The organism is Brevibacterium album DSM 18261 (assembly GCF_000426445.1).
Classification (GTDB): Bacteria; Actinomycetota; Actinomycetes; order Actinomycetales; family Brevibacteriaceae; genus Brevibacterium; species Brevibacterium album.
Genome location: NZ_AUFJ01000011.1, coordinates 93,287 through 112,864, shown reverse-complemented (window position 1 = coordinate 112,864; position 19,578 = coordinate 93,287). Strand labels below are relative to the sequence as shown.

Below are 19,578 nucleotides of genomic sequence, written 5' to 3'. Positions count from 1 at the left end.
TCGCTTTCGGATCAGGGAGTGATGGGCAGCCTCAGCTGCGGGTGGAGCCTTCTGCGCCGGAGTCGCGCTCGCCGTCCTCGCGATCGGTGCTCGCGCTCTCGGCCGCGCCGCCCTCGGCGGACTCGCCGTCGGTCTTCTCCGCGGCGTCCGGGCCGCTCTCGTCTGCGCCCCTCTCCTCGGCCTTCTCCTCGCTCGGGACGTCGAGGGAGGAGAGGTCGTCGGGCACCCGCGTGTCCGCGGGCAGTTCGACCTCGCGGTCGCCGGCCGGCTCCTCCGCGGACGGGGCCTGCGCCTCCTCGGCGGCCTCGACATTGCCGATCGCCTGGCGGTGGACGGTGAGCACCGTGCCCGGGCCGGACTCGATCGTCACCCTGTTGTTCTCCAGGTCGATGTCGAGCACCGTCCCGAAGACCCCGAAGGAGGTCATGACCTTCGCCCCGGGGACGAGGCCGCTGGACAGCTTCTCCTGCTGCGCCTTCTGCTTCTTCCGCGAGTTGAACATCATGAAGATGAGCAGGGCGCCGAGCCCGGCCATGAGGAGGATTTCCATGTGGTCGAAGACCGCCTTCCGACGAAGTGGGTGTTGCTGGGAGAACCGAGTGTCCAGTGTAGTGGGAACGGGCCCGGTGCACACAGACGGGACTCTCAGCCGCCCTGGGGCGGGGTGAGTCCGAGGTGCTGCCACGCCGCGCGGGTCGCGATCCGGCCGCGCGGCGTGCGCGTCACGAGGCCCTCGCGCACGAGGAAGGGCTCGGCGACCTCCTCGACGGTCTCCGCCTCCTCCCCCACCGTGACGGCGAGGGTGCTCAGGCCCACGGGCCCGCCGCCGAACCGCGTGCACAGGCTCCTGAGCACCGAGCGGTCGAGCCGGTCGAGGCCGAGAGCGTCGACCTCGTAGACCTCGAGGGCGGCGCGGGCGGCCTGCGTCGTGATGCGGCCGTCGCCGCGCACCTGGGCCCAGTCGCGCACTCTGCGCAGCAGCCGGTTCGCGATGCGCGGGGTTCCGCGCGAACGGGTCGCGATCTCCGTGAGCCCCTCGTCCTCGGCGTGCATGTCGAGCTTGCCTGCGCTGCGGGAGAGCACCGAGTGCAGGTCCGCGGCCGAGTAGAAGTCGAGGTGGCCGGTGAAGCCGAAGCGGTCGCGCAGGGGTGCGGGCAGCAGGCCCGACCGCGTCGTGGCGCCCACGAGCGTGAAATAGGGCAGCTCGAGCGGGATCGCAGTCGCCCCGGGCCCCTTGCCGACGATGACGTCGACGCGGTAGTCCTCCATCGCGACGTAGAGCATCTCCTCCGCCGCACGGGACATCCTGTGGATCTCGTCGATGAACAGCACCTCGCCCTCCTCGAGCGAGGACAGGATGGCGGCGAGGTCGCCGGCGTGCTGGATGGCCGGGCCCGAGGTGATGCGGATGCCGCGGCCCATCTCGTGCGCGATGATCATCGCGAGCGTCGTCTTCCCGAGGCCGGGCGGGCCCGAGAGCAGCACGTGGTCGGGGGTGCGCCCCCGGGCGCGGGCGGCGTCGAGGACGAGCGAGAGCTGCTCGCGGACCTGCGGCTGGCCGACGAAGTCCGCCAGCCCCTTGGGGCGCAGCGCCGCCTCCTCGGCCCGCTCGGCCTCGCCGGCCCCGCTCGCGGTGAGCCGCTCCGCCTCCGCGCCCGTGGGCGCCTGCTCGCCGAAGTCGATCTCGTAGGAGCGCTCCGTCACAGCCGCCCGCCCAGGATCTTGAGCGCATCGCGCAGGAGCGCGGGCACGGGGGCCTCGGGCGCGCGCTCACGGGCGCGGGCCACAGCGTCGATCGCCTCGGCCTGCTTCCAGCCGAGGCCCACGAGCGCATCGACGACCTCGTCCGCCGCCTGCCGCATGACGGGCGCACCCGCTGTGAGCGGGAGGTCCGCAGCACCTGCCGGCAGCTTGCCCGCGAGTTCGAGGAGCATGCGCGCCGCGCCCTTCTTCCCGATCCCCGGGACGGTCGTGAGCGCGGCCTGGTCCTCCGTGCCGACCGCCTGCCGCAGCCCGTCGGCGCCGAGGACGCCGAGCACCGCGAGTGCGAGCTTGGGGCCCACACCGGAGACCGTGAGCAGGGTCTGGAAGACGGCGCGAGCGTCCGCCGAGTCGAAGCCGAACAGGGTGAGCGAGTCCTCGCGGACCACGAGCTCCGTGTGGAGCTCGACCTCCCTGCCCTCGCTGAGCTCCGCGGCCAGCGCCGGGGGGAGGAAGACCTGCCGGCCCACGCCGGCGGTGACGATGACGGCGGAGTCCGCACGGGGGCTGCGGACGGTGCCTGCGAGGTAGGCGATCACTCGGGCTCCTTGCCCTCCGCACCGCACCGCGGCCGGAGGCTGTTCGAACTGATGTGCGATTGCCAGTGTAGTCGCGAGGGCCTCCGTGCGAGCCGGAGGTCAGCCCCGTGTGCCGCGCAGGGCCCTGGCCCACTGCTGCTGCGCGGGCGTGAGGCCGGAGCCGGCGGTGCCCGCGGCGCGCCGGGCCAGGACGTCCTTCTCCTTGCCCGGCGTCGAGGCGCCCGCCACCGCGCCGCGCCACAGATGGGTGATCGCGAGCGCGAGGGCATCGGCGGCGTCGGCCGGCTTGGGCGGGGCGTCGAGGCGGAGGATGCGCGTGACCATATGGGTCATCTGGCGCTTGTCCGCCCGTCCGCTGCCGGTGATCGCGGCCTTGACCTCCGAGGGCGTGTGCATCGCGACGGGAAGACCCCGCCGGGCGGCAAGCCCCATCGTGAGCCCCGAGGCCTGCGCGGTGCCGATGATCGTCGACACGTCCGAGCGCGCGAAGACGCGCTCGATCGCCACGACGTCCGGGCGGTGGTAGTCGATCCAGCCGTCGAAGGCCTCGGCGATCCGCCCCAGCCGCACGTCGACGGACTCATCGGCGGGCGTGCGGACCACGCCGACGGCCACGAGCTCCGGCCGTGTGGGCCGGCCCGCGTCCACCACGCCGAGCCCCAGCCGGGTCAGCCCCGGGTCGACGCCCAGCACCCGCATGCGCCTCAGTCCTCCTCGAGGGCGGCGAGGACCTCATCGGAGACGTCGATGTTCGAGTACACGTTCTGGACCTCGTCGGAGTCCTCGAGCGCGTCGATGAGGCGGAAGACCTTGCGCGCGGTCTCCGCGTCGACGGGCACCTCGACCCCGGGCACGAACTGGGCCTCGGCGGACTCGTAGTCGATGCCCGCCTCCTGCAGCGCGGTGCGCACGTCCACGAGGTCCGTGGCCTCGGAGACGATCTCCCAGGCGCTGCCCGCGTCCTTGACCTCCTCGGCTCCGGCCTCGAGCGTGGCCTCGAGGATCGCGTCCTCGTCCGCGGACTCCTTCGCGACCGTGACGACGCCCTTGCGCGCGAAGTTGTACGCGACGGAGCCTGGATCGCCCATGCTGCCGTTGTTGCGGGTCACGGCCACGCGCACCTCGGAGGCCGCGCGGTTGCGGTTGTCCGTGAGGCACTCGATGAGCAGGGCCACGCCGCCGGCGGCATAGCCCTCGTACATGATCGTCTCGTAGTCGACCCCGGAGCCGTCGAGGCCGCCGCCGCGCTTGACGGCGCGCTCGATGTTGTCCGCGGGCACCGAGTTCTTCTTCGCCTTCTGGATCGCGTCGAAGAGCGTGGGGTTGCCCGAGGGATCGGGGCCGCCGTTGCGTGCCGCGACCTCGATGTTCTTGATGAGCTTGGCGAAGAGCTTGCCCCGCTTCGCATCGATCGCGGCCTTCTTGTGCTTGGTCGTTGCCCATTTGGAGTGACCTGACACGGACTGTGCTCCTCTTCGCTGTCGGTCCGCGCTCGCGCGGAGCGGATCAGCTCCGCGGACGCGGTTTCTTCCGATCGACCAGTCTACAGGCACGCCGCCCCGCAGCCGCGGAGCGCGCCCCGGCTCTCCTAGACTGGGGGCATGCTCTCAGCCGATGCGCTCGCCTCGATCCCCAGCCCCTCCGTCTCCGGCATCGAGCTGGGGCCGCTCACGATCCACTTCTACGCGCTGTGCATCCTCGCGGGCATCGTCGCAGCCGTCGTGCTCACGAACCACCGCCTCGTGCAGCGCGGCGTCCCGAACTGGCAGGTGCTCGACATCGCCGTCCTCGCCGTGCCGATGGCGATCGTCGGCGCACGGATCTACCACGTGCTCAGCCATCATGCGGACTACTTCGGCCCGGGGCGCAACCCGTGGAATCCCTTCCAGCCCGGCTCGGTGTGGGCGATCTGGGAGGGCGGCATCGCGATCTTCGGCGCCCTCATCGGCGGCGGGCTCGGCGTGTGGATCATGTGCCGCCGGATGGGCCTGCGCTTCACCGCGCTCGCGGACGCGATCGCGCCCGGCCTCATCCTCGCCCAGGCCTGCGGACGCTTCGGCAACTGGTTCAACCAGGAGCTCTTCGGCATGCCGACCACCCTGCCGTGGGGCCTCGAGATCGACCCCGGCAATCCCGCGATCCCGCCGGGCACTCCCGCCGGGACGCTCTTCCATCCCACGTTCCTCTACGAGGTCGTCTGGAACACGCTCGGCTGCCTCGTCCTGCTGTGGCTCACCCGGAAGGCGTACTTCCAGTGGGGACGCGTGTTCGCCGTCTACCTCATCTGGTACGGGGCCGGCCGCGTGGTGTGGGAGAGCATCCGCCTCGACCCCAGCCTCGAGTTCCTGGGCCTGCGCACCAATGTGTGGGCGGCCCTGGGCGCCGTCGCCCTGGGCACGGTGATCCTGGCCGTGCAGGCCCGGCACCGCGAGCCGGAGCCCTCGCCGTTCCTCCCCGGGAGGGAACCGGAGCCGGCGCAGGCCTCCTGAGCCCGCCCGGGCCGCGGCACCGGGAGCAGACTGCTCAGAGCAGGATGCTCAGAGCACCCGGCGCCACCAGTCGAGGATCGCCTCGAACCGGGCGATCCGATGCCGGGGGCGCCCCGTCCGCGAGAGCTCATGGTCCTCGCCGGGGAACACCAGCAGCTCGGCATCGGCTCCCGCCCGCAGCAGGGCGGCGAAGTACTGCTGCGCCTGCTCCAGCGGACAGCGCAGGTCCTGCTCCGAGTGGATGACCAGCACGGGTGCGCGCACCGCGCCGACGCGGTGCAGCGGGGACTGCCGCTTCACGGCCTCCGGGTCCTCGCCCAGGTACTCGAAGCCGAACCAGGCGCCGATGTCGCTCGTCCCGGCGAAGCTCTCGGGCGCGAGGAAGCCCCGCTCCACGATCGCACCCGCGAACCGCTCCTCGGAGCCGGCGAGCATCGCCGTGAGATAGCCGCCGTAGGAGCCGCCCTGCACGCCCACCCGCTCGGGGTCCAGGCGCGGTTCGGCCGCGCACGCCGCGTCGAGGACCGCGAGCACGTCCTCCGCGGCGGGACCTGCGAAATCGCCCTGCACCGCCCTGCCCCAGGCGCGCCCCCGGCCGGCCGAACCGCGCGGATTCGACCACACGACCGCGAAGCCGGCCTCCGTGAGCGAGCGCACCTCGTCGAAGGCGGCAGCCGTGTACTGCGCGAAGGGGCCGCCGTGGATGCTGAGGACGACGGGGTGGGGCCCGGGGCCCTCCGGCAGCGCGTACCAGCCGCGGACCTCGCCCAGGGGCGTGGGCGCGGAGACGGGGACAGCCTCGTACCAGTCGCCGCCGTCGAGACGGGTGAGCTGCTCCCACTCCCCCGTGTCCGGGTCGCACCGGAAGACCTCGCCGCAGCTCGTCGGTGTCGCAGCGGTGACGACGAGCACGCCGTCGGCGGTGCGGCACCAGCCCGTCACCTCCCAGTCCGGCGGGGTGAGCGGGACGATCTCACCGGTGACCGGCGAGACGGAGACGAGGAGCACGCCCGCATCCCGGTCGGCCAGGGTGAGGACCTCTCCGGAGTCCGCCGCGAGCGGGCCGGTGAGCTCCCATTCGTCCGCGGGCGTGAGCCGCCGGGTGCGGCCGGAGGCCGTCTCGTGGACGTAGAGCCCCGGCACCCGCGCGACGAAGTCCCGCCGGTCGGGGCCCAGCTCGATCGCGGAGAGCACCAGGGCGTCCGGCCCGATCCAGGCGTGCCGCCGCACGGCGAGATCGCCGAGGTCGAGCGCGCGCGGCCCCGCCTCGTCGGCGAGCCACACCGTGGTCCGCAGGTCCGGTGCGCGGCCGGGGCGCGCGGCCGGCGCCACGACGGACACCCGTCCGTGCGCGGCCTGCGGGTCCGCGACCTCTCCCGTGAGCGTCAGCAGCGTCTCCGCCTCGGGCAGCGGGAGCTCACCGGGCACCGCCGGGGCCGTCTCCTCCGTCAGCGGGATGCGCAGCAGCCGGGTGGGCCGGTCGAGGACGTAGCCGAGGCCGTTGGCCTGGTGGGCCGGCGTCGTGATCCGGCGCGGGGGCTCGGCCTCGGGACCCACCTCCGGGTCCGTGCCGTAGCGGCCCTGCTGGGGTTCGCGGGCGAGCACATAGGCGCACTCGCCGGACTCCGGCAGCACCGGCGCCCATACGCCGAGGGGCTCGTCCGTCACGCGCCGCAGCTCGCCGGTCCCGGCGGCGGCCCACAGCTGCGCGGATGCGCCCCGGTCCGCGCGCAGGAGCACGCGGGCCGCGCCTGCGGCGGCCTCGTGCGAATCGGACCAGCCGGAGCTCACCCGCACGCAGCCGGAGCCGCCGTCTGCGGTCGGGGCCGCGCTCGCGTCCACGGTATGCAGCCGGGTCGTGTAGCCGTCCGAGACCGGATCCGGCCGGGTGACCTCGAAGCGCACCTCGGCGCCGGCAGCGCGCGGCCGGGCCAGCGTGTGGAGCGAGGCGATGAGCGCCTCGGAGGCCTGGGCCGCGGACACCTCAGGCATCCCCGCCGCCCCATGCGGCCGCCAGACGCGCGCGGACATCGCCGTGGACCTGCGGCAGCGCCTTGGTCCGCGCGACGATCGGGAGGAAGTTCGCGTCCCCCGACCACCGGGGCACGATGTGCTGATGGAGGTGCGCGGCGATCCCCGCGCCCCCGGCCGCTCCCTGGTTCATGCCGAGGTTGAAGCCGCCGGGCCCGGACACGCGCCGGACGGTGCGCATCGCCTCCTGGGAGAACTCCGCGAGCTCGCGCGTCTCCTCGGGGGTGAGGTCCGTGTAGTCGGCGACATGGCGGTAGGGGCAGATGAGCAGGTGGCCCGGGTTGTAGGGGAAGAGGTTGAGCACCGCGTACACGTGCGCGCCGCGGGCGACGACGAGGCCGGCCTCGTCGTCGCGGCCCGGGGCCGCGCAGAACGGGCACTCCTGCTCGCCCTCGTCCCGCGGCTTGGCCTCGCCTGCGACGTAGACCATGCGGTGCGGGGTCCAGAGGCGCTGGAAGCCGTCGGGCTCCCCCGGGAAGCCCTCCGCGGCCTCGGGCTCGGGCAGTCCGCTCATGCCTGCGCCTTGGTCCGGATCGCCTCGAGCACCGTCTCGACGGCCTCGTCCACCGGCACTCCGTTGCGCTGGGTGCCGTCGCGGAAGCGGAAGGACACGGCCCCGGCCTCGACGTCCTCACCGCCGGCGATGAGGGTGAAGGGCACCTTCTGCTTCGAGGCGTTGCGGATCTTCTTCGGCATCCGGTCGTCCGAGTCGTCGACCTCGACGCGCACACCGGCCGCCCGCAGCCTCGCGGCGACCTCCTCGAAATAGGGTACGAAGGGCTCCGCGACCGGCACGCAGACGACCTGAACGGGCGCCAGCCACACCGGGAACGCGCCCGCGTAGTGCTCCGTGAGCACGCCCATGAACCGCTCGAGCGAGCCGAACTTGGCCGAGTGGATCATGACCGGCCGCTTCCGGGTGCCGTCGGCGGCCTGGTACTCGAGGTCGAAGCGCTCGGGCTGGTTGAAGTCGAGCTGGACCGTGGACATCTGCCAGGTCCGGCCGATGGCGTCGCGGGCCTGGACGGAGATCTTGGGGCCGTAGAAGGCCGCACCGCCCGGATCCGGCACGAGCTCGAGACCGGATTCGCGGGCGACCGCCTCGAGCGTCGCGGTCGCCTCGGCCCACTGCTCGTCGGAGCCGATGAACTTGTCCTTCTTCTTCCCGTCCTCGTCGCGGGTCGAGAGCTCGAGATAGAAGTCGTCGAGGCCGAAATCGCGCAGCAGGGAGAGCACGAAGTCCAGCAGGTGCCGGATCTCCCTCCCGGCGTCCTCGACCGCGACGTAGGAGTGCGAGTCGTCCTGCGTGAGCGCGCGCACGCGGGTGAGTCCGTGCACGACGCCGGAGGGCTCATCGCGGTAGACGGTGCCGAACTCGAACAGGCGCAGGGGCAGTTCGCGGTAGGAGCGGCCGCGCGAGCGGTAGATGAGGTTGTGCATGGGGCAGTTCATGGCCTTGAGGCGGTACGGGTCCTCGTCGACGCCGAAGGCCGGGAACATGTTCTCCCCGTAGTAGGGCAGGTGGCCCGAGGTGTAGTACAGCGCCTCCTTCGAGATGTGGGGCGTGCCCACGTAGGAGAAGCCCTCCTCGATGTGGCGGGCGCGGACGTAGTCCTCCATCTCCCGCTTGATGATCCCGCCCCTGGGATGGAAGACGGGCAGGCCGGAGCCGAGCTCGTCCGGGAAGGAGAAGAGGTCGAGCTCGGCTCCGAGCCGGCGGTGGTCGCGCCGCTCGGCCTCCGCCAGCCGCTCCTGGTGGGCCTTGAGGTCCTCCTTCGTGGCCCAGGCGGTGCCGTACACGCGCTGCAGCGAGTCGTTGGCCTGGTCGCCGCGCCAGTAGGCCGCCGAGGAGCGCGTCACCGCGAAGCCCTGGCCGATGTGCCTGGTGCTCGGCAGGTGGGGGCCGCGGCACAGGTCCTGCCACACGACCTCGCCCCTGCGGTTGCGGTTCTCGTAGACCGTGAGATCGCCCGCGGAGACCTCGACGCCGGCCTCGTCGTCGGCCGCTCCGAAGCGTCCGGTGATGAGCTCGGTCTTGTAGGGCTCCCCGGCCATCCGGGCCAGCGCCTCCTCCTCGGAGACCTCGACGCGGTGGAAGGTCTGGCCCTCCTTGACGATCTGCTTGGCCCGCTTCTCGATCGCCTTGAGGTCCTCGGGGGTGAAGGGGTCCACATTGCCGAAGTCGAAGTAGAAGCCGTCGGCGATGAACGGTCCGATGCCCAGCGTCGTGCCGGGGAAGAGCTCCTGCACCGCCTGCGCGACGACATGCCCGGCGGAATGGCGGAGGATGTCGAGTCCGTCCTGGTCGGCGAGGGTGATCGGTTCCACCTCGTCGCCGGGGCGCAGCTCGCGCGCGAGGTCCGCGGGGGCGCCGCCGAGGCGCATGGCGACGACGTCGCGGCGGTCCGCGAAGAGCGTCGTGCCCGTCATCCCCTCCTCGAACGGGTGCGGGCTTCCTTCGAGGATGAGGTCTGCGGACACTGGCTGCTCCTAGGTCGATGCTTCACGCGGGGAGATACCGGGTCCCCGCGCCGCCGAGAAGTCTATCCCCCGGCCCACAGGATGCGAAAAGAGCCGGAGACCAGTTCGCTCTCTGGTCTCCGGCTCTGCTCCGGGGAGTGCGCGATACTGGGATCGAACCAGTGACCTCTTCCGTGTCAGGGAAGCGCGCTACCGCTGCGCCAATCGCGCCCGCACTCAAGACGAAGGCCGGGGGCGGACCCCCGGCTCATGTGTCCGTGCGCGATACTGGGATCGAACCAGTGACCTCTTCCGTGTCAGGGAAGCGCGCTACCGCTGCGCCAATCGCGCCTGCTCCCCGATCCGCATGGGACGGGTGTGAGGCATATTCACTTCTGTGCCAACGGGCATGCCCGCTGTGCGCGATACTGGGATCGAACCAGTGACCTCTTCCGTGTGAAGGAAGCGCGCTACCGCTGCGCCAATCGCGCCCTGCCCCAGACTGCCCGGGACAAGAGGTGGAGAGGGGATTCGAACCCCCGTATACGGCTTTGCAGGCCGCTGCCTCGCCTCTCGGCCACTCCACCGCGAGACGGACTAACCAATCTCCGAGCGGATGACGGGACTCGAACCCGCGACCCTCACCTTGGCAAGGTGATGCTCTACCAGCTGAGCCACATCCGCGTGCCGCCCGGTTTCCCCGGCAACGAGATAACAATCTACACGGCTCCCGGAGGCCCAGGCAAATCGCCTCAGCGTGTCCTCGCTCACACCCGCCGGGCCCGGGCCTCCCACCCGGTCACAGCACCGGGGCGAGGGCCTCGGCCGCCTGTTCCCGGCCCTTCTGGGCCAGTGCCGTGAGCCGCGAGAGGCAGCGCAGGTACTTCTTCCGGTACCCCCCGGCCACCATCTCCTCGGTGAAGACGGAGTCGAGGCGCACCCCGGAGTTGTGCACCGCGATGTCGCGGTCGTACATCCGGTCGACGAGGGCCACGAAGCGCAGCGCGACCCCCTCGCTCTCGATCGTGAGCACATCGTCCCAGACGATCGTGTCGGTGCCGTCGAGCATCCGGCCGTAGCGCGAGGGGTGGACGGAGGAGAGGTGGGCCGCGATGTCCGCGAAGGAGTCGCGGGCGACCGTGCCGGAGGCCGCCTCGACGACCGCCTCGAGCTGTCCCGCGGGCAGCGGCTCGGGCGGTGCGGGGGCGCCCCTGTGGCGATAGTCGTCCCCGTCGATGGAGATGACGGAGAACTGGTCCGAGAGAGCCTGGATCTCGCGGAGGAAGTCCGAGGCCGCGAAGCGCCCCTGGCCGAGCGCGCCGGGCAGCGTGTTCGACGTCGCGACGATCTTCACGCCGGCGTCCGTGAGCTCGCGCATGAGGCGGGACATCATGACGGTGTCGCCGGGATCGTCGAGCTCGAACTCGTCGATGCAGACGAGCTTCATCTCCCCCAGCTCGTCGCGGGCGCGGAGGAAGCCCAGCGCACCGATGAGGTTCGTGTACTCGACGAAGGTGCCGAAGGTCGCCGGCTTCTGGCTGGCGTGCCACGTCGAGGCGAGCAGATGGGTCTTGCCCACCCCGTAGCCGCCGTCCAGGTAGACGCCCTTGGACCGGGGCTTCCGCCCCCCGAACAGGCGCCCGAACAGCCCGGAGGAGCCGCTCTGCGCGGCGAACTCCTCGAGCGTGTCGCGCGCCTGCGCCTGCGAGGGCTGCGCGGGATCGGGCCGGTAGGAGGCGAAGGACACGCTCGCGAACTGGGGCGGCGGCACGAGGCCGTCGATCAGCTCGTCCGGGGAGACCCGGGGGTCGATGTCTGCAAGGTGGATGATCTGGACGTCGCTCACAGGCGCACAGTCTACAGATCCGAACCGCCCCCGCCTGAGACGGAGGCCGCTGCGGGCTCAGGCGAAGTCGAAGCCCAGCCGGCCGAGGGCCTTGGGATCGCGCTGCCAGTCCTTGAGCACCTTGACGTGGAGGTCGAGGTAGACCGGGGTGCCCAGCAGCGCCTCGATCTGCGTCCGGGCCTGCGTCCCGATCGCGCGCAACCGCGACCCTCCCCTGCCGATGATGATCGCCTTCTGGCTGGGCCGCTCCACGTACAGGTTGACGTGGACGTCCCACAGGGGGCGGTCCTCGGGCCGGCCCTCGCGCGGCACCATCTCCTCGACCTGGACGGCGAGCGAGTGCGGCAGCTCCTGCCGGACGTCCTCGAGCGCGGCCTCGCGCACGAGCTCGGCGATCATGACCGCCTCGGGCTCGTCCGTGAGCTCCCCGTCCGGGTAGAGCGGGGGCGAGAGCGGCAGGTGGCCGGCGAGCACCTCGCCCACCGCATCGACCTGGAAGCCGTCGACGGCCGAGACGGGGACGATGTCGGCGAAGTCGCCGAGCTCGGAGACCCGCAGCAGCGCCTCGCCCACCTCGTCCCGCGAGACCCGGTCCGTCTTCGTCACGAGCGCGACGACGGGGGTGCGTCCGGAGAACTGCGCGAGCTGCTCGGCGATGTAGCGGTCGCCCGGGCCCGGCTTCTCGTCGGCCGGCAGGCAGAAGCCGATGACGTCGACCTCGGCGAGCGTGCCCGCCACGAGGTCGTTGAGCCGCTGTCCCAGGAGCGTGCGCGGGCGGTGGAGGCCGGGGGTGTCGACGAGGACCAGCTGCCAGTCCTCGCGGTGCACGATGCCGCGCACCGTGTGCCGCGTGGTCTGCGGCTTCGCCGAGGTGATCGCGACCTTCTCCCCCACGAGCGCGTTCGTCAGCGTCGACTTGCCCGTGTTGGGACGGCCCACGAAGCAGGCGAAGCCCGCCCGGTGGCCCTCCGGGACATCGGTGCGGAAGAGGGGCAGGGGTGCATCGGTCATGGAGTGCTCCCGTTCGTCTGGGCGGATGCGGAGGGCTGGGCGGGCTGAGCGGTTCCGGGAGGGGCCGGTGCCCCGAAGATCCGCCTCTCGGAGGCCTCCTCGGGGCCGGCCTCGCGGACGACGCGGATGCGGTGGATGCGGTGGCGGCGGCCCTGGCCCGGCAGCGCCGTGAGCCGCAGGCCCGCGATCCCGGCCGCCGAGCCCTCGATGAGCGCGCGCCCCACGAGCTTCTGCAGGAGGCCGCCCACGGTCGAGACGTCCTCCTCCTCGATCCGCACGCCGAAGAGCTCGGCGAGGTCCTCGATGTCCATGCGGGCGCTCACGGTCACGGAGCCGTCCTCGGCGGCCACCGCATCGGCGGCCTGCGAATCGTACTCGTCGTCGATCTCGCCCACGATCTCCTCGACGATGTCCTCGATCGTGACCATGCCTGCGGTCCCGCCGTACTCGTCGACGACGACGGCGAGATGGACGTTGTCGGCCTGCATCTGCGCGAGCAGCTCGTCGACCTCCTTGGTCTCCGGCACGAACACCGCCGGCCGGACGAAGGCCGCGACGGCATCGTGCGCGAGATCGGGGCTCACGTGCAGGCGCCGCGCGGCGTCCTTGAGGTAGAGAATGCCGCGCACATCGTCGTCGTCCGCGCCCACCACCGGCACGCGGGAGAAGCCCGAGCGCAGGAACAGGGTCATCGCCTCGTCGAGGGAGGCCGATGCTGCGATCGTCACGAGATCCGTCCGCGGCACCATGATCTTGTGCGCGCGCGTGTCGCCGAGCGCGATGACGTTCTCGATCATGTCCCGCTCCTCGTCCTCGATGACGTCCGAGGCCGAGGCTCGCTCGACATAGTCGAGCAGCTGCGACTCCGACAGCGGAGCGACCTGGGCCTCGGTCGCCCGGGCCGGGGTGAGCATGTTCCCCAGCCAGACGAGGACGAGCGCGACCGGCCCCAGCGCGGTGCGCAGCCCCGAGACGAGGCCGCCGAGGAGCAGCGACGTCGCCAGCGGCCAGTGGCGGGCGACGGTGCGCGGGGACACCCCGGCCACGACGAAGAGCGCGACGGGGGCGGTGACGACGGCGCAGACCACCATCTCCCACGTGGTGCCGAAGACCGTGTCGTAGGCGAGTGCTATGAGGACCGTCGCGAGCGCCTCGAACAGCTGGCGGACGAACGTGAGCACGTACATGTGCACCCGCGGGTCCGCGAGCACGCGCTCGACCCGGGCGGCGCCCCGGCGGCCGGAGGCGGCGGCCTCGGCGACCTCCGAGCGGGAGACCGCGGCCAGCGCCGCCTCGGCGGCGACGAGGAGGCCTGCGAGGCCGACGGAGAAGAGAGCGGCAGCGAAGAGACCGACGGTGACCACGCTCAGCCCTCCGTGGGATCGGGGACCGAGGTGCGGCCGGGTTCGTGCTCGGCGAAGTACGTGAGCAGCAGGCGCCGCTGCAGCCCGAACATCTCCGCCTTCTCGTCCTCCTCCGCATGGTCGTAGCCCATGAGGTGGAGGAGGCCGTGGACGGTGAGCAGCAGGATCTCGTCGAGCGTGCTGTGGCCGGCGGCCGCCGCCTGCTCCGCCGCGACCTCCGGGCACACGACGATGTCCCCGAGCACGCCCCGCTCGGCGTCCTCGTCCTCACCCGGGCGCAGCTCGTCCATCGGGAAGGACATGACGTCCGTGGGCCCCGGCAGGTCCATCCACTCGACGTGGAGGGCGGCCATGTCATCGGCTGTCGCGAAGCGGATGAAGACATCGGCCTCCGGGTGGATCCGCATCTGCGCGAGCACATGGGCGGTCACGGCGCGGACCGCGTCCAGGTCCGTGCCGTGACCTGCCTCATCGGCGATCTCGATGCTCATCCGCGCTGTCTCCTGTCCGTGCCGCCCGCGCCGGGCCTGTGCTCCTCGCTCCTGTCATAGGCGTCCACGATCGCCGAGACCAGTGCATGCCTCACCACGTCCTTGCTGGTCAGACGCATGAAGGCGATATCGTCCACATTGCGCAGGATGTCCTCGACGATGCGCAGGCCGCTCGCCGTGCCCGTGGGCAGGTCGACCTGGCTCGTATCGCCGGTGACGACCATGCGGGAGCCGAAGCCCAGCCGGGTGAGGAACATCTTCATCTGCTCCGGGGTGGTGTTCTGCGCCTCGTCGAGGATGATGAAGGCGTCGTTGAGGGTGCGCCCGCGCATATAGGCCAGCGGGGCGACCTCGATCGTCCCGGTCTCCATGAGCTTGGGGATCCGCTCGGGGTCGAGCATCTCGTGGAGGGCGTCGTAGAGCGGCCGGACATAGGGGTCGATCTTCTCCCCCAGCGTGCCGGGCAGGAAGCCCAGGCGCTCGCCGGCCTCCACCGCGGGTCGGGTGAGGATGATGCGCGTGACCTCGCGCCGCTGCAGGGCGCCCACCGCCATCGCCATCGCGAGGTAGGTCTTGCCGGTGCCGGCGGGGCCGAGGCCGAAGGTGATGGTGTGCGAGCGGATCGCACGGACGTACTCGTGCTGGCCGAACGTCTTGGGCCGCACCGTGCTGCCCTTCGCGGACAGGATGGAGGCGCCCAGCACGTCCGCCGCACTCGCGTGCGCCTCGTCGAAGCGCGCGGCGCGGGCGACCGTCTCGGGTGTGAGATGGGCGCCGGCGGCGAGGATGCGCTTGAGCTCGCCCACCGTGCGCACGAGGGCGGCGACCGCGTCCTCGGGTCCTGTGAGCGTCATATCGCGGCCCCGGACGTGGACGTCCACCTCCGGGGCGTGCTCCTCGAGGACCCGGAGGTTCGCCTCGGCGGGGCCGAAGAGCGCGACGGGATCGATGTGCTCCGGCAGCGCAAGGCGGACGGTGGTGGGGGCGGCGGGAGCGTCCTCCGGCTCCGGGAGCGCTGCGGGGGTGGGGTCGGTGACCAGTGCGATTCCTTCCGGGGTGTGTGCGTGGGTCCGCGGGACGGACCGGGATCCCAGTCTATCCGGCCCGGCCCCTGCTCCATCGGCCCAGCGCGGCGGTCACGAGCACGAGGCCGGCCGGGCCCGCCGAGGAGGCGCGCAGGACGGTGGGTCCGAGCAGGACGGGACGGGCGCCGAGGCCGGTGAGCGCTGCGATCTCCTCGGGCGCGATGCCGCCCTCCGGCCCCACGACGAGGACGATGCGGGGGCTGTCCGCTCCGGGGCCGTCGGCGAGTACGTCCGTCAGGTGCTCCTCGGCCTCCTCGTGGAGGACGAGGACGAGGTCGTCGGGGGCGAACCGGCCGGCGAGCGCCCGGCCGCGGGCGAGCGGCTCGAGTTCGGGAGCGAACGCCCGCCGGGACTGCTGGGCGGCGGCATCGAGGAGGGAGCGCCAGCGCGCGTGCGCCCGCTGCTCCTTCTTCGCAGGCCACCGGGCGATGGAGCGCGCGGCCTGCCACGGCACGATGCGGTCGACGCCGATCTCCGTGGCCGCCTCGATGGCCTGCTCGTCGCGGTCGCCCTTCGCGAGGGCCTGGACGAGGACGAGCTCGGGGCGCGGGCGGACCTCCCGGAGGGCCGCCCGCACCTCGGCCGTCCCGGGCTCCGCGCCCAGCACCGCCCGCAGGCGCAGGCCGTCCCCGTCGACGAGCTCGAACTCCTCGCCCGCGCGGATGCGCACGACTCCGAGATGCTTCGCGACGGACGCGGACAGCGCGAGGGTCTCGCCCGGCGGAGCCGGCACGAGTGCGCGGTCGAGGAAGACGGGCAGGCTCATCTGCCCGCGAACTTCTCGCGCAGACGCGAGAACGGGCCTGTGTGGCGGTCGCCGGCGCGTCCGGAGGGAGCGGACTCGCCGCGCAGCTGCGCGAGCTGTTCGAGCAGCTCGCGCTGCTCCTCGGTCAGCGCCCCCGGCGTCTCGACCGTGAGGGTGACGAAGATGTCGCCGCGGCCCTCCCGGCGCAGCTGCTCCGCACCGAGCCCGCGCAGCCGGACGACATCGCCGGTCTGGGCGCCCGGCCGCACCTCGACGATCTGCTCGCCGTCGAAGGTCTCCAGCGGGATCTCGGCGCCGAGGGCGGCGGCCGTCATCGGGATCGCGAGCGTGCAGCGCAGATCCGCGCCGTCGCGCGTGAAGACGGGGTGCTCCTCGACGATGACCTCGAGGAAGAGGTCGCCGCGGGGTCCGCCGCCCGGACCGGCCTCGCCGCGGCCGGAGAGCTGGATCCGGTTGCCGTCGCGCACTCCGGCGGGGACCTTGACCGTGATCGTCTCATCGGCCCGGACCCTGCCGTCGCCGTGGCACGTCACGCACGGGTGCTCGATGACGGTGCCGTAGCCGCGGCACTGGGGGCAGGTCTGGTTCGTCACCATCTGCCCCAGGAGCGTGCGGGTCATCTGCTGCACCGAACCGGCGCCGTGGCACATCGAGCAGGTCGGTACCTCGGTGCCGGGTCGCGCGCCGGAGCCGGAGCACGTCTCGCAGGTGTGCGCGGTGACGATGTCGACATCGGCGGTGCCGCCGAAGGCCGCCGTGGCGAGGTCGATGCGCAGGGCGACGAGCGCATCCTTGCCGCGGCGGGTGCGCGAGGCGGGCTGGGGGCGTCCGCCGGCGGAGGCGCCGCCGCCGAAGAAGGTCTCGAACAGGTCCGAGAAGCCCCCGAAGCCGGCACCGGGCCCGGCCTGGCCGTTCTCGCCGCCGCCCATGTCGTAGTTCCTGCGCTTCTCCGGGTCGGAGAGGACGTCGTAGGCCAGCGACACGCGCTTGAACTCGTCCTCGCTGCCCGGGCTGACATCCGGGTGCAGCTTCCGCGCGAGCCTGCGGTAGGCCTTCTTGATGTCCGCATCGGACGCGTCCTTGGACACGCCCAGGGTCTCGTAGTGATCGCTCACGTGTGCGGGATCTCCTCGTTCGTCCGGGCCGGCTGCTCAGCCGTGCGGTGCTCAGTCATTCAGTATGGCGGACACGTAGCGGGCGACCGAACGCAGCGCCGCCATGGTGGTCGGATAGTCCATGCGGGTCGGGCCCAGGACCGCCATCCTCGACTCGACCCCGTCGGAGAGGTAGTTGGTCGCCACGAGCGAGGTCGTGGCGAAGCCGTCGAGCGCGTTCTCGCTGCCGATGCTCACCGCGACATCGGGGCCCTCGGCGGCCATCCCGGAGAGGAGGCGCAGCAGCACCACCTGCTCCTCGAAGGCCTCCAGCAGGGGCCCGATGCTCGCGCCGAGCTCGGTGCCGGCCCGGGCCAGGTTGGCGGTGCCGGCCATGACGAGCCGCTCGGTGCGGAAGGTCCGCGAGAGGTCGGAGAGCACCTCGCCGACCGCCGCGGCGACATCGGCGAGCTCGGGCCGGACCTCGAGCGCGGCGACGCCTGCCGGCACCTGCGCGACGGGCATCGCGGTGAGCGCCGCGCGGAAGAGGTCCCGGAGGTCCTCGATCTCCGCGGAGGCGATCTCCCGGCCCGTGTCCGCGAGCCGCTGCTCGACCTGCCCGCTGCTCGTGATGAGGACCACGAGCACGCGCGCCGGTGCGAGGTCCACGAGCTCGACGTGGCGCACCGCGGCGGTCGACACGCGCGGGTACTGCACGAGCGCCACCTGGTGCGTGAGCTGCGACAGCAGCCGCACGGTCCGGTCGAGGATGTCGTCGATGTCGACGGGATGCGAGAGGACGCGGGCGACGGCCCGCTTCTCCGCGGCCGAGAGCGGCTTGATCTCGTCGATGCGGTCGACGAAGTGGCGGTAGCCCTTGTCCGTGGGGATGCGCCCGGCCGAGGTGTGCGGCTGGGCGATGAGCCCCGCCTGCTCCAGGGCCGCCATGTCGTTGCGGATGGTCGCGCTGGAGACGCCGAGGCGGTGCTTCTCCACGAGGGCCTTGGATCCCACGGGCTCATTGGTGGACACGTAGTCCTCCACGATCGCCTGGAGCACCCGTGCACGCCGGTCGTCGTTCACACCTCATCCCTCCTGCACATCGGCGGTCCGCTCCCGCGGCCGCTCTGGCACTCACCGCCGACGAGTGCCAATCCTACTCCCCCTCCCCCGCGTGTATCCACCCGCCCCGGCGAGGGCGGACGGTATCGTGAGCGGAATGCCGATCCATGATCTCTACGGCCGGGACGTCCTCGCGTCCGGGCGCACGCACGCACGGAAGCAGCTGCCCGAGGTGCCCGCCGCACCCGGCCTCGTGGTCGAGGTCCCCGAGACGGGCTTCGTCGGCGCGGTGATCCGCGTCGAGAAGGCCGCCGGCGGCATCGCGATGGTGCTCGAGGACCGGCGCGGAGCTCGCGCCTCGTTCCCCCTGGGACCGGGCTATCTCGTCGAGGGCCGCCCCTGCGTGCTCGTCCGCCCCGCTCCCCGGGCGCGAATACGGCAGCCGGCGCGCACGGCCTCGGGCTCGCGGGCGGTGGCCGGGGCGAAGGCGCGGGTGGCCCGGGGCAGCCGCATCTGGGTCGAGGGGAAGCACGATGCCGAGCTCGTCGAGGCGATCTGGGGCGACGACCTCAGGATCGAGGGGGTCGTCGTCGAGCCGCTGGGCGGGCTCGACGACCTCGCCGGCGCGCTCGAGGAGTTCGGCCCGGACGCCGGGCACCGGGTCGGCGTGCTCGCCGACCACATGGTCGCGGGGACGAAGGAGTCGCGGATCGCCGGGGCCGTCATGGCCGATCGGCGGTGGGCCGGCCATGTCCGGGTGATCGGGCATCCCTTCGTGGACGTGTGGCAGGCGATCCGCCCGCATGTCGTGGGCATCCGCGCCTGGCCCACGGTGCCGCGCGGCGAGGACTGGAAGACCGGGATCCTCGCGCGCATCGGCTGGCCGCACGCCGATCACCGGGACGTCGCCCGGGCCTGGGCGAGGATCCTCGGCTCGGTGCGGACGATCGGGGACGTGGAGCCGACCCTCTCGGGCCGGGTCGAGGAGCTCATCGACTTCGTCACGGTCGGCCGCCACTGAGCAGGCGCTGAGGCGGTCCGCCGCGGGATCCCGGGGGATATCCCTCTCGCGGACGGGATGGACGCGTGCGAGGCTGGGAGGCATGAACAGCTCGTACGATCCGCACTACGGCCACCCTCACCCATACGGAACGCCGCAGCCCGCGCACGGCGGTCCCCCGCTGCGCGGCCCGCACCCGGCCGCGGCCTACGGCACCGGCTCGGCCGCCTACTGGCACGCCTCGCAGGACGACCGCACCGTGTCCCTGCTCACGCACCTCGGTGCGCTGTTCGTCAGCGTCCTGGTGCCCCTCATCGTCTTCCTCCTGAAGAAGGACGACGCTCCCTTCGTCCGCGAGCAGTCCCGGCAGTCGCTCAACCTGCAGATCATGCTCTTCCTCGCCGGCATCGCCTCCAGCCTGCTCATGTTCGCAGGCATCGGCTTCGTGCTCCTCCCGCTCGTCGTGGTCACGGGGTGGGTGTTCCAGATCATCGCCGCGGTGCGGGCGAGCCAGGGCGAGGTCTTCCGCATGCCCCTCGTCCCCGATCTCGTGAAATGAGCCCCGGCTCTCGTGAAATG

19 protein-coding genes and 5 tRNA genes are annotated in these 19,578 nt (G+C 72.2%); 3 read left to right on the top strand and 21 right to left on the bottom strand.

Translation table 11 applies throughout. From position 1 onward, the window contains the following. Window positions 1-31 precede the first annotated feature (31 nt). The 5 genes from yajC to K318_RS0107810 all read right to left on the bottom strand — a co-directional run bounded on the left by yajC (window position 32) and on the right by K318_RS0107810 (window position 3,760). On the bottom strand, window positions 32-550 hold the full coding sequence (yajC, locus tag K318_RS23625; RefSeq protein ID WP_051297701.1) for a preprotein translocase subunit YajC: 519 nt from the start codon (window positions 548-550) through the stop codon (window positions 32-34). Between the two features lie 95 nt (window positions 551-645). Next, on the bottom strand, window positions 646-1,704 hold the full coding sequence (gene ruvB / locus K318_RS0107825; RefSeq protein ID WP_029089076.1) for a Holliday junction branch migration DNA helicase RuvB: 1,059 nt from the start codon (window positions 1,702-1,704) through the stop codon (window positions 646-648). Then, window positions 1,701-2,300, bottom strand: coding sequence for a Holliday junction branch migration protein RuvA (gene ruvA / locus K318_RS0107820; protein ID WP_029089075.1), 600 nt, complete (start codon window positions 2,298-2,300; stop codon window positions 1,701-1,703). Before ruvA ends, ruvB begins: the two co-directional genes overlap by 4 nt. A gap of 99 nt (window positions 2,301-2,399) precedes the next feature. Continuing rightward, window positions 2,400-2,999, bottom strand: coding sequence for a crossover junction endodeoxyribonuclease RuvC (gene ruvC, locus K318_RS0107815; protein WP_029089074.1), 600 nt, complete (start codon window positions 2,997-2,999; stop codon window positions 2,400-2,402). A 5-nt stretch (window positions 3,000-3,004) separates the two neighbouring features. After that, entirely contained in the window at window positions 3,005-3,760 is a 756-nt protein-coding gene (locus tag K318_RS0107810) for a YebC/PmpR family DNA-binding transcriptional regulator (protein WP_029089073.1), read from the bottom strand. A 141-nt stretch (window positions 3,761-3,901) separates the two neighbouring features. Between K318_RS0107810 and lgt the strand changes: the two genes are divergently transcribed. Continuing rightward, window positions 3,902-4,789 (top strand): prolipoprotein diacylglyceryl transferase, encoded by an 888-nt coding sequence (gene lgt / locus K318_RS20270; RefSeq protein ID WP_035281129.1) that lies wholly within the window; start codon window positions 3,902-3,904, stop codon window positions 4,787-4,789. A gap of 48 nt (window positions 4,790-4,837) precedes the next feature. Here the strand turns inward: lgt and K318_RS0107800 are convergent, their stop codons facing one another. The 16 genes from K318_RS0107800 to hrcA form a co-directional block, all read right to left on the bottom strand. Continuing rightward, complete coding sequence (locus tag K318_RS0107800; protein ID WP_156913863.1) at window positions 4,838-6,781, bottom strand: prolyl oligopeptidase family serine peptidase; 1,944 nt, start codon at window positions 6,779-6,781, stop codon at window positions 4,838-4,840. Then, window positions 6,774-7,334, bottom strand: a complete 561-nt coding sequence (locus K318_RS20265) for an HIT family protein (RefSeq protein ID WP_035281127.1) — start codon at window positions 7,332-7,334, stop codon at window positions 6,774-6,776. Before K318_RS20265 ends, K318_RS0107800 begins: the two co-directional genes overlap by 8 nt. Then, window positions 7,331-9,250, bottom strand: a complete 1,920-nt coding sequence (thrS, locus tag K318_RS0107790; RefSeq protein ID WP_051297751.1) for a threonine--tRNA ligase — start codon at window positions 9,248-9,250, stop codon at window positions 7,331-7,333. Before thrS ends, K318_RS20265 begins: the two co-directional genes overlap by 4 nt. Window positions 9,251-9,439: 189 nt before the next feature. Next, a tRNA-Val gene (locus K318_RS0107785) sits at window positions 9,440-9,511 on the bottom strand. 48 nt (window positions 9,512-9,559) lie between these two features. Beyond that, a tRNA-Val gene (locus K318_RS0107780) sits at window positions 9,560-9,631 on the bottom strand. A 68-nt stretch (window positions 9,632-9,699) separates the two neighbouring features. After that, a tRNA-Val gene (locus tag K318_RS0107775) sits at window positions 9,700-9,771 on the bottom strand. A 25-nt stretch (window positions 9,772-9,796) separates the two neighbouring features. Next, window positions 9,797-9,867 (bottom strand) — tRNA-Cys (locus tag K318_RS0107770). Between the two features lie 24 nt (window positions 9,868-9,891). Then, window positions 9,892-9,964: transfer RNA gene (locus K318_RS0107765), tRNA-Gly, on the bottom strand. Between the two features lie 115 nt (window positions 9,965-10,079). Further along, window positions 10,080-11,126, bottom strand: coding sequence for a cell division protein ZapE (zapE, locus tag K318_RS0107760; protein WP_029089070.1), 1,047 nt, complete (start codon window positions 11,124-11,126; stop codon window positions 10,080-10,082). 57 nt (window positions 11,127-11,183) lie between these two features. Then, window positions 11,184-12,137: a GTPase Era gene (era, locus tag K318_RS0107755; protein ID WP_051297700.1), complete on the bottom strand. Its 954-nt coding sequence runs from the start codon at window positions 12,135-12,137 to the stop codon at window positions 11,184-11,186. Beyond that, window positions 12,134-13,501 carry a hemolysin family protein gene (locus K318_RS20260; RefSeq protein WP_084499860.1) on the bottom strand — a complete coding sequence of 456 codons (1,368 nt, stop codon included), beginning with the start codon at window positions 13,499-13,501 and terminating at the stop codon, window positions 12,134-12,136. Before K318_RS20260 ends, era begins: the two co-directional genes overlap by 4 nt. 2 nt (window positions 13,502-13,503) lie before the next feature. Further along, window positions 13,504-13,992, bottom strand: a complete 489-nt coding sequence (gene ybeY / locus K318_RS0107745) for an rRNA maturation RNase YbeY (RefSeq protein WP_029089068.1) — start codon at window positions 13,990-13,992, stop codon at window positions 13,504-13,506. Further along, the gene (locus K318_RS20255) at window positions 13,989-14,873 is read right to left on the bottom strand and encodes a PhoH family protein (protein ID WP_425393439.1); all 885 of its coding nucleotides are present in this window, start codon (window positions 14,871-14,873) and stop codon (window positions 13,989-13,991) included. The genes ybeY and K318_RS20255 overlap by 4 nt, the downstream gene beginning before the upstream one ends. Before the next feature lie 214 nt (window positions 14,874-15,087). Continuing rightward, a complete protein-coding gene (locus K318_RS0107735) occupies window positions 15,088-15,843 on the bottom strand; it encodes a 16S rRNA (uracil(1498)-N(3))-methyltransferase (protein ID WP_029089067.1) in 756 nt (251 codons plus the stop codon). Next, window positions 15,840-16,958 (bottom strand): molecular chaperone DnaJ, encoded by a 1,119-nt coding sequence (dnaJ, locus tag K318_RS0107730; protein WP_029089066.1) that lies wholly within the window; start codon window positions 16,956-16,958, stop codon window positions 15,840-15,842. Before dnaJ ends, K318_RS0107735 begins: the two co-directional genes overlap by 4 nt. 51 nt (window positions 16,959-17,009) lie before the next feature. Next, the gene (gene hrcA, locus K318_RS0107725) at window positions 17,010-18,020 is read right to left on the bottom strand and encodes a heat-inducible transcriptional repressor HrcA (protein ID WP_029089065.1); all 1,011 of its coding nucleotides are present in this window, start codon (window positions 18,018-18,020) and stop codon (window positions 17,010-17,012) included. A 136-nt stretch (window positions 18,021-18,156) separates the two neighbouring features. Here hrcA and K318_RS0107720 point away from each other — a divergent pair, with 136 nt between their 5' ends. Together K318_RS0107720 and K318_RS20250 are read left to right on the top strand one after the other, a co-directional pair. Next, window positions 18,157-19,020 carry a DUF3097 domain-containing protein gene (locus K318_RS0107720; protein ID WP_029089064.1) on the top strand — a complete coding sequence of 288 codons (864 nt, stop codon included), beginning with the start codon at window positions 18,157-18,159 and terminating at the stop codon, window positions 19,018-19,020. An 82-nt stretch (window positions 19,021-19,102) separates the two neighbouring features. Beyond that, window positions 19,103-19,558 (top strand): DUF4870 domain-containing protein, encoded by a 456-nt coding sequence (locus K318_RS20250; RefSeq protein ID WP_051297699.1) that lies wholly within the window; start codon window positions 19,103-19,105, stop codon window positions 19,556-19,558. The last annotated feature ends 20 nt before the right edge of the window (window positions 19,559-19,578 follow it).